The following is an 8,417-nucleotide window of genomic DNA, read 5'->3' as shown; positions in this document are numbered from 1 at the left end:
CTTGCTTACGCCATCGGCGTGGCGCGTCCGCTGTCGATCTACATCGACACCCACGGCACCGGTAAGGTGTCGGAGGATCAGCTCGAGCAGGCCGCCGCCAGGGCGATGGACCTCACCCCGCGCGGCATTCGCACCCATCTCGATCTCAACCGCCCGATCTACGCGCGCACCTCGGCCTACGGCCATTTCGGTCGCACGCCGGACAACGAGGGCGGCTTCTCCTGGGAGAAGACCGACCTGGTCGAGCCGCTCAAGCGCGCGCTCTGATCACCGATGTCATTCCGGGGCGCCGCGTCAGCGGCGAACCCGGAATCTCGAACCGCTGGATTCCGGGTTCGCTCATTTCACGAGCGCCCCGGAATGACTTTTTCAAACAACAGGAAGCTCGACATGAACGCGAAGCCCGGCTTCACCGATTACATCGTCAAGGACATCTCGCTCGCCGATTTCGGCCGCAAGGAGATCTCGCTCGCCGAGACCGAAATGCCCGGCCTGATGGCCACCCGTGAGGAGTTCGGCCCCAAGCAGCCGCTGAAGGGCGCGCGCATCGCCGGCTCGCTGCACATGACGATCCAGACTGCGGTCCTGATCGAGACACTGGCCGCGCTTGGCGCCGACATCCGCTGGGTCTCCTGCAACATCTATTCGACGCAGGATCACGCCGCCGCCGCGATCGCCGCGGCCGGCATTCCCGTTTTCGCCGTGAAGGGCGAGACGCTGACCGAATACTGGGACTACACCGCAAAGCTGTTCGACTGGCACGGCGGCGGCACGCCGAACATGATCCTCGATGACGGTGGCGACGCGACCATGTTGGTGCATGCCGGCGTCCGCGCCGAGAACGGCGACACCGCCTTCCTCGACAAGCCGGGCTCCGAGGAAGAGGAGATCTTCTACGCGCTGATCAAGCGCCTCCTGAAGGAGAAGCCTAAGGGTTACTTCGGCGAGATCGCCAAGAACATCAAGGGCGTCTCGGAAGAGACCACGACGGGCGTGCATCGCCTCTACGAGATGGCCAACAGGGGCACGCTGCTCTTCCCCGCCATCAACGTCAACGACAGCGTGACCAAGTCGAAGTTCGACAACCTCTATGGCTGCCGAGAATCGCTCGTCGATGGCATTCGCCGCGGCACCGACGTGATGATGTCCGGCAAGATCGCGATGGTCGCGGGCTTCGGCGACGTCGGCAAGGGCTCGGCCGCCTCGCTGCGCCAGGCCGGTTGCCGCGTGATGGTGTCGGAAGTCGATCCGATCTGCGCGCTGCAGGCGGCGATGGAAGGCTATGAAGTCACGACCATGGAAGATGCCGCGCCGCGCGCCGACATCTTCGTCACCGCCACCGGCAACAAGGACATCATCACCATCGAGCACATGCGCGCGATGAAGGATCGCGCCATCGTCTGCAACATCGGCCACTTCGACAACGAGATCCAGATCGCATCTCTGCGCAATCTGAAGTGGACCAACATCAAGCCCCAGGTCGACGAGATCGAATTTCCCGACAAGCATCGCATCGTCATGCTGTCGGAAGGCCGCCTCGTGAACCTCGGCAACGCCATGGGTCATCCGAGCTTCGTGATGTCCGCGTCCTTCACCAACCAGACGCTGGCGCAGATCGAGCTGTTCGCCAACAACAAGGACGGCAAGTACGAAAAGAAGGTCTACGTGCTGCCGAAGTCGCTCGACGAGAAGGTCGCCCGCCTGCATCTCGCCAAGCTCGGCGTCAAGCTCACCGAATTGCGCAAGGACCAGGCCGACTACATCGGCGTCAAGCAGGAAGGTCCGTACAAGTCGGATCACTATCGCTACTGAGGTCCGATTGCCTCGCAACATGCAGAAGCCCCGGAGCAATCCGGGGCTTTTGTTTTTCAGGCCGGAAACTACGGGATTCTCCTCCCGGTTGCATCGGAGGCCGATTAGCGATTGACGGGCGGCAGTGATGGTCGGACAATCCTTGGCGGCGGAGGAAACCATGCAACAAGAACATTTCGACGTCCTCATCGTGGGCGCCGGCCTGTCCGGCATCGGCGCGGGCTACCATCTGCAAACGAAATGCCCGGGCAAGAGCTACGTCATCCTCGAAGGGCGCGACTGCATCGGCGGCACCTGGGATCTGTTCCGCTATCCCGGCATCCGCTCGGACAGCGACATGTTCACGCTCGGCTATTCCTTCAAGCCGTGGACCGATCCGAAGGCGATTGCAGACGGGCCGCAAATTCTCAGCTACGTGCGCGAGACGGCATCTGAGAACGGCATCGACAAGAAGATCCGTTTCCGCCATCGCGTCAAGCGCGCGTCGTGGTCGACGCCTGATGCGCGCTGGACCGTCGAAGCCGAGCGCGTAACGGACGAAGGCGGATCCGAGATCGTGCGCTTCACCTGCAATTTCCTGTTTATGTGCTCCGGCTATTACAAATACGAGGAAGGCTACACGCCGGAGTTCAACGGTACCGCGGATTTTCAAGGCCGCATCGTGCATCCGCAGAAGTGGACCGAGGACATCGAGTACGCCGATAAGCGCGTCGTGGTGATCGGATCGGGCGCCACTGCCGTGACGTTGGTGCCGGAGCTTGCGAAGAAGGCCTCAGAGGTCGTCATGCTCCAGCGCTCGCCGACCTATGTCGTGTCGCGTCCGGCGCAAGATCCGCTCGCCAACAAGCTGCGCCGCAACCTGCCGGCGACGCTCGCCTATCATTTGATCCGCTGGCGCAATGTAATGTGGGGCATGTTCTTCTTCCAGCTCAGCCGGCGCCGGCCCGCCAAGGTGAAGGATCTGATTCTGAAGGGCGTGCAGATGGCGCTGGGACCGGACTACGACGTCGCGACGCATTTCACGCCGCGCTACAATCCCTGGGATCAGCGGCTGTGCCTGGTGCCCGACGGCGACCTCTTCACGGCGATCCGCGAGAAGCGTGCCTCCGTCGTCACCAACGAGATCGACACCTTCACGAAAGACGGGATTCGTCTCAAGGATGGCAGCGAGCTCGCTGCCGACATTATCGTCACCGCGACAGGGCTCGTGCTTCAGGTGGTTGGCGGGCTCGAGGTCAGTGTCGACGGCCGCGTGGTCGATTTCGCCAATACGCTGACCTACAAGGGCATGATGTATGCGGACGTGCCGAACCTTGCGTCGGCCTTCGGCTACACCAACGCGTCGTGGACGCTGAAATGCGACCTCACCTGCGAATATGTCTGCCGGCTCATCAACTACATGGACCGGCACAATTTCCGCCAGTGCGTGCCGCACAATGAGGATGCGACGGTCACCGCCCAGCCTTCGCTCGATTTCACCTCGGGCTATGTGCAGCGATCGATTGCAAAGATGCCGAAGCAGGGCTCGAAGCGGCCGTGGCGGCTGTATCAGAACTATGCGTTCGACATCGTCTCGCTGCGGTTCGGCAAGGTCGACGACGGCGTGATGCAGTATTCCTGATCGCCGCCGTCCTCACGTCTCTTGCTTGCGGAGAGTCAGTGCCAGGCCGAGATCGATGGCCAGCGCCAGCATCACGGCGCCTCCGCCGAGACCGAACAGCACCAGATAGTCACCGCCGGTCTGCGCATACAACCAGGAGAAGCCATAGGCCGCAGCCGCCTGGAACAGGGCAAAGCTGGTGGTCGCGTGGCTCCATGTGGCACGCTGCTGCTCGGCGCTGTGCGGGATGAGCTCATGGATGCGCCCGAGCACAAGCGGCACGATGCCGGGCGTGAAGGCGCCGACGACCACGCTCGAGACAATCAGGGAGACCGGTGCGGTGCTGACAGTCGGAAGCAGGACCGCGGCGGCCTCGATCAGGAAAGCCGCGCGCAAAGAGGGGCCAAATCCGCTCCGGTCGCCGAGATGGCCGGTGACGAGCGGACCCACGATCGCGCCGAGACCATAGAGCACCCAGTAGCGCGACCCCGCCGCGATGCCCTGGCCAAGGCCGCGCGCTACGAAATCGACGATGAAGACCATGTGCGGCACGAGCGCCACGGCGTTGAGTCCGTACTGGACCAGCAGGGCGCGCGCCGCGAGCGAGGTGCGACCATGCTTGGCATGGTGAGATGAGGACGCAGCTTGGGCCGGCGCGTCCGCGGGCCAGTTCCACCAGCTGAGAAGGGTCAACAGGCCAGAGAGAATCCCGAGCCCGTACCAGCTTTGCCGCAAACCCTGTTGCAGCAATAGCGGCACCAGCGTGCCCGAGGCGGCAACGCCGAGCCCGACACCTGCGAAAATCACGCCGCCTACGATGCCGCGCTTGGCGGGCGAGGTGTGCGGCAGCACGACCGAGGCAGCCAGCACCATGATGATGCCGCCGGTGAGGCCCGCCAGGAAACGCCAGGCGAAGAACCAGGTGAAAGATACCGGCACCGCGCAGGCAAAGCAGGACAGCGTGGCGAGCAGCATCATGACGCGCAGCGCACGGACCGCGCCAAGACGAGCAGCGGCCGGTCGCGCGATCAGCGCACCGGCGAGATAGCCGGCGAGGTTCGCAGCGCCGAGATAGACGACATCGGATGCGCTGAACCATTTGCCGGCGATCAGGGCTGGAATCAGCGGCGTGTAGGCAAAGCGAGCGAGGCCTAATCCAACCAGCGAAGCACACAAGCCCGCCATTGCAAATCGCCAGGCGGCGCCCGGCCGCTCATGCGGCCGGACGTGGGCGTGGGGCTTGCGAGCGTCCGCATTCAGTTCAGTCATGTCGTCCTCCTGCGCGCTTCATCGCGCACGGATCAGCCTGGTTGCGCCGCGCGGCGGCGCCGGAACTCGCGGACGGGCAGGCCGCCCCAGCCCCAATTGTCGGTGTCGACCTCTTCGATCACGACGAAGGTCGAATCCAGCGGCTTGCCGAGGACATCGAGCAGCAACTGGCTCGAGCCCTTGATCAGCGCGGCTTTCTCCTCCGCGGTGAGCGACGCCGCGCCCGGCGTCGTTCCCTCGCGGGTCACTTGAATGGTGACGATGGGCACGGTGAACCCTCCTGTCGGATCAATGGCCAGCGCTCTGGCCGCCGTCGACATGCAGGATCTCGCCGGTTACGAAGCCAGCCTGCTCGAGATAGAGCACGGCGTCGACGATGTCCGACGTCTCGCCCATGTGGCCGACGGGATGCATCGCGCCGAGCTGGGCATGTGTCTCGACGGAATGCATCGGCGTCTTGATGATGCCGGGCGAAACCGCGTTTACGCGAATGCCACGCTTGGCGTATTCGATCGCCAGCGACTTTGTCGCGGCCGCGAGCCCGCCCTTGCTTAACGATGCCAGCACTGATGGCACGTTCGAATTGGCCTGATCGACCAGGCTGGTCGTGATCTGGACGACGTGGCCCGAGCCCTGCTTTTCCATCTCGGCGATAGCGAGCTGTGTGATGCGGAAGAAGCCCGCGACGTTGATGCCCATCACCGCCGCGTAGTCCTCGGCGGTGTACTGCGTGAACGGCTTGGCGAGGAAGATGCCGGCATTGTTGACCAGCGTGTCGACACGGCCGAACCGGGCGACGGCCTGAGACACCACGCGCTCAGCGGTGTTCCAGTCGGCAATGTCGCCGGGAACGGCGAGGACTTCGTCGTCGCTCGACGGCTTGATGCTGCGGGCCGTTGCGACGACCCGATAATTGCGGTCGCGGTAGGCTTGGACGAGGGCGGCGCCGATACCCTGCGATGCACCGGTAATAATGGCGACTTTCTGCTCGATACCCATGATGGGCTCCTGATATTGAAAGGATGCCGGTCGGCTGCGGAGCTGCGACTGGCCTGGACGCTCAAGTACGCCGCGGCAGCTTGGTTGCGAATACGCACTGTCCGGCAGACACTCTTTCGCGGCGCGATCGAATGGCGGATCAGTCCTTGCGGCGGTTGTCGCGCCGCGCGTGAGCGCCTAGCTTGCAGTCGGACTTTGTGAGGTAACGGAAAGCGCATGGATCGTCTCGACGCGATGAAGGTGTTCGTCCTTGCGGTGGACGAAGGCAGCCTTGCTGCTGCTGGCCGCAAACTCGGCCGCTCGCCGGCCGCAGTGAGCCGCGCCATCGCCTTCCTGGAGGAGCGGGTCGGCGCCGAGCTCCTGCACCGTACGACGCGGTCGATCAAGCTCAGCGAGGAGGGCGAGCGTTACGTGGCGATCTGCCGCCGCGTGCTGACCGAGCTGGAGGAGGCCGACGATATCGCGGCGGGGCCGCGTGCCGCGCCGCGCGGCACGCTTGCGATCACTGCGCCTGTGGTCTCCGGCGAGATGGTGCTGCGGCCGATCCTCGACACGTTTCTGGATGCCTACCCGACGGTGTCGGCCAAGCTCTTGCTGTTCGACAGGGCGGTCAATCTGATCGAAGAGGGCGTCGACGTGGCGCTCCGCATCGGTCCTCTCTCGGACTCCGCGATGGTGGCGATGAAGCTCGGTGACGTCCGCCGTGTCGTGGTGGCTGCTCCGCGATATCTCAACCAGCATCCACGCATCGTGGAGCCCGGCGATCTCGCCAAGCATCAGATCGTCGCCATGGCTCATCTGCCGAATTCCTGGACGTTTGCGCCGGAGCCCGGCTCCATGGTGCCGCGAACCGTTCAGTTCACGCCGCGCCTCGTGATCAACAGCACCTATGCGGCGGTCGCTTCCGCCGTAGCCGGGCGCGGCGTCGCGCGGATGTATTCCTATCAAGTCGCCGAGCAGGTGCATCGCGGGGAGCTCGACATCGTGCTTGCGAGCGATGAGGATCCCGAAATGCCCGTCCACCTGATTTCGCCGCAGGGCCGACTCTCTGTGCCGAAAGTGCGAGCCTTCACGGATTTTGCCGTACCGCGGTTGAAGAAGCAGTTTGCGGTCCTCAAGAAGGCTATCGACACTCGCTGAATTGTGACTCGTTCGCCGCGCGAAGAGTGTTTATCGCAGACCGGCCACTCGCCGCCGTCTCGATTGCGCCTACCTCCGTCGTGATATAGCGGCTCGTCGGCCGCATTGCGCCTTTCCAGATGCAGGAGATGAAGATGTCAAAAGCGGTAAACAGAGATCGTCGTCGTTTCCTGACCACCGCCGCGATCGGCGTCGCCGCACCATTCGTTCTCGGCAGCGCCGCCTCCGCGCAGTCCGGCAAGGTGAGCCCCTCGACTGCGCCCGCGATAAAGCCAGGTACGAGCACGTCCTTTGCCACGATCAAGCAGATCGATGCCGGCGTCCTCAACATCGGATACGCCGAGGCCGGTCCGGCCGACGGTTCCGTGGTGATCCTGCTGCATGGCTGGCCCTATGACATCCACAGCTTCGTCGATGTCGCGCCTGCGCTGGCGAAGGCCGGTTTTCGCGTCATCGTGCCGCATCTGCGCGGCTACGGCACGACGCGCTTCCTGTCGGCCGAGACGATGCGCAACGGCGAGCCCGCAGCGCTCGCTGCCGACACCGTCGCTCTGATGGATGCGCTCAACATCAAGCAGGCGACGCTCGCCGGCTATGATTGGGGCGGGCGGACCGCCAACATCATCGCGGCGCTCTGGCCGGAGCGCGTCAAGGCCATGGTCTCGGTGAGCGGCTATCTGATTTCCAGCCAGGCGGCGGGGAAAATGCCGCTGCCACCGAGCGCCGAGCTGCAATGGTGGTATCAGTTCTATTTCGCCACCGAGCGCGGCCGCGAGGGCTACGCCAAGAACACGCATGATTTCGCCAAGCTGATCTGGAAGCTCGCCTCGCCCAAATGGCATTTCGACGACGCCACCTTCGACCGCAGCGCGGCCTCGCTCGACAATCCCGATCATGTCGACATCGCGATCCATAATTATCGCTGGCGGCTCGGGCTGGCCGAGGGCGAAGCAAAGTATGCCGAGGTCGAGCAACGGCTGGCGGGCCTGCCGGTGATCACCGTGCCGACCATCACCATGGAGGGCGATGCCAATGGGGCACCGCACCCGGAGCCCTCCGCCTACGCGAAGATGTTTTCCGGCAAATACGAGCATCGGACGATCACTGGCGGCATCGGGCACAACCTGCCGCAGGAAGCCCCGCAGGCCTTTGCCCAGGCCGTCCTCGATATCGCCGCGAGCTGAATGCGGCCGGCACCGCGCCATGCGTTGTTTTGCGTATTCGAGGCCGCAGATGAATCGGCCATGCTGCCCAAACGGTTAACGCCGGATTAACCGGCGCGTCCTAGGCTCTCTCGGCCGGGGTGCTCGCTAACTAAGGGTAGCCCAATGGAAGCCCAGAAGATCGCGGTCGACGCCGTTGTCGCGCTGACCGATTGTGACCGCGACGCGGTCACCACCTTCATCCGTCGGCTCTACCTCGAAGGCGTCAGGGACCCCAAGCGCCTGACCTTCAAGGGACTGCAGGCGCTCGCGCGGGCCTGATCGCATCCCAAACTGTCTCAACTGTCTGTGTCGAGAACGACGGAACCCGTCTGCGGCGCCTTGTCGCTGGCGCGGGGCCGGGCTACACGAGACTCGGCTGGGTCACTTGGGAT

At 64.0% G+C, this 8,417-nt stretch carries 9 protein-coding genes; 6 read left to right on the top strand and 3 right to left on the bottom strand.

Annotated elements, in window-relative coordinates:
- The 3 genes from Q3C01_RS40880 to Q3C01_RS40870 form a co-directional block, all read left to right on the top strand.
- Positions 1–267: methionine adenosyltransferase domain-containing protein (locus Q3C01_RS40880; protein WP_458150997.1), on the top strand; the 267-nt coding region annotated here is incomplete at its 5' end.
- Positions 268–390: 123 nt separating this feature from the next.
- Positions 391–1,812 (top strand): adenosylhomocysteinase, encoded by a 1,422-nt coding sequence (ahcY, locus tag Q3C01_RS40875; RefSeq protein ID WP_458150996.1) that lies wholly within the window; start codon positions 391–393, stop codon positions 1,810–1,812.
- Positions 1,813–1,972: 160 nt separating this feature from the next.
- Positions 1,973–3,433, top strand: a complete 1,461-nt coding sequence (locus Q3C01_RS40870; protein ID WP_458150995.1) for a flavin-containing monooxygenase — start codon at positions 1,973–1,975, stop codon at positions 3,431–3,433.
- A 12-nt stretch (positions 3,434–3,445) separates the two neighbouring features.
- On the opposite strand, the gene Q3C01_RS40865 is transcribed toward Q3C01_RS40870, so the two are convergent.
- The 3 genes from Q3C01_RS40865 to Q3C01_RS40855 are packed head-to-tail and all read right to left on the bottom strand — an operon-like array spanning position 3,446 to position 5,680.
- Entirely contained in the window at positions 3,446–4,681 is a 1,236-nt protein-coding gene (locus tag Q3C01_RS40865; protein WP_458150994.1) for an MFS transporter, read from the bottom strand.
- A 32-nt stretch (positions 4,682–4,713) separates the two neighbouring features.
- The gene (locus Q3C01_RS40860) at positions 4,714–4,950 is read right to left on the bottom strand and encodes a tautomerase family protein (RefSeq protein WP_458151001.1); all 237 of its coding nucleotides are present in this window, start codon (positions 4,948–4,950) and stop codon (positions 4,714–4,716) included.
- Between the two features lie 19 nt (positions 4,951–4,969).
- Positions 4,970–5,680, bottom strand: a complete 711-nt coding sequence (locus tag Q3C01_RS40855) for an SDR family NAD(P)-dependent oxidoreductase (protein ID WP_458150993.1) — start codon at positions 5,678–5,680, stop codon at positions 4,970–4,972.
- Positions 5,681–5,896: 216 nt separating this feature from the next.
- Between Q3C01_RS40855 and Q3C01_RS40850 the strand changes: the two genes are divergently transcribed.
- The 3 genes from Q3C01_RS40850 (at position 5,897) to Q3C01_RS40840 (ending at position 8,304) form a co-directional block, all read left to right on the top strand.
- Positions 5,897–6,820 carry a LysR family transcriptional regulator gene (locus Q3C01_RS40850; protein WP_458150992.1) on the top strand — a complete coding sequence of 308 codons (924 nt, stop codon included), beginning with the start codon at positions 5,897–5,899 and terminating at the stop codon, positions 6,818–6,820.
- 134 nt (positions 6,821–6,954) lie between these two features.
- Positions 6,955–8,004, top strand: a complete 1,050-nt coding sequence (locus tag Q3C01_RS40845; protein WP_458150991.1) for an alpha/beta fold hydrolase — start codon at positions 6,955–6,957, stop codon at positions 8,002–8,004.
- A gap of 144 nt (positions 8,005–8,148) precedes the next feature.
- Positions 8,149–8,304, top strand: a complete 156-nt coding sequence (locus Q3C01_RS40840; protein WP_254104764.1) for a hypothetical protein — start codon at positions 8,149–8,151, stop codon at positions 8,302–8,304.
- Positions 8,305–8,417 lie beyond the last annotated feature (113 nt).

The organism is Bradyrhizobium sp. UFLA05-109 (genome assembly GCF_054185165.1).
Note: the sequence above shows the minus strand (reverse complement) of the source record. Positions and strands in the feature narration are given on the sequence as shown.

What these genes read in the sequence shown, in the direction of transcription:
- Q3C01_RS40840 (WP_254104764.1), top strand. Translation starts at nt 8,149, where the DNA reads ATGGAAGCCCAGAAGATCGCGGTCGACGCCGTTGTCGCGCTGACCGAT.
- Q3C01_RS40845 (WP_458150991.1), top strand. Translation starts at nt 6,955, where the DNA reads ATGTCAAAAGCGGTAAACAGAGATCGTCGTCGTTTCCTGACCACCGCC.
- Q3C01_RS40855 (WP_458150993.1), bottom strand. Translation starts at nt 5,680, where the DNA reads ATGGGTATCGAGCAGAAAGTCGCCATTATTACCGGTGCATCGCAGGGT.
- ahcY (WP_458150996.1), top strand. Translation starts at nt 391, where the DNA reads ATGAACGCGAAGCCCGGCTTCACCGATTACATCGTCAAGGACATCTCG.
- Q3C01_RS40850 (WP_458150992.1), top strand. Translation starts at nt 5,897, where the DNA reads ATGGATCGTCTCGACGCGATGAAGGTGTTCGTCCTTGCGGTGGACGAA.
- Q3C01_RS40870 (WP_458150995.1), top strand. Translation starts at nt 1,973, where the DNA reads ATGCAACAAGAACATTTCGACGTCCTCATCGTGGGCGCCGGCCTGTCC.
- Q3C01_RS40865 (WP_458150994.1), bottom strand. Translation starts at nt 4,681, where the DNA reads ATGACTGAACTGAATGCGGACGCTCGCAAGCCCCACGCCCACGTCCGG.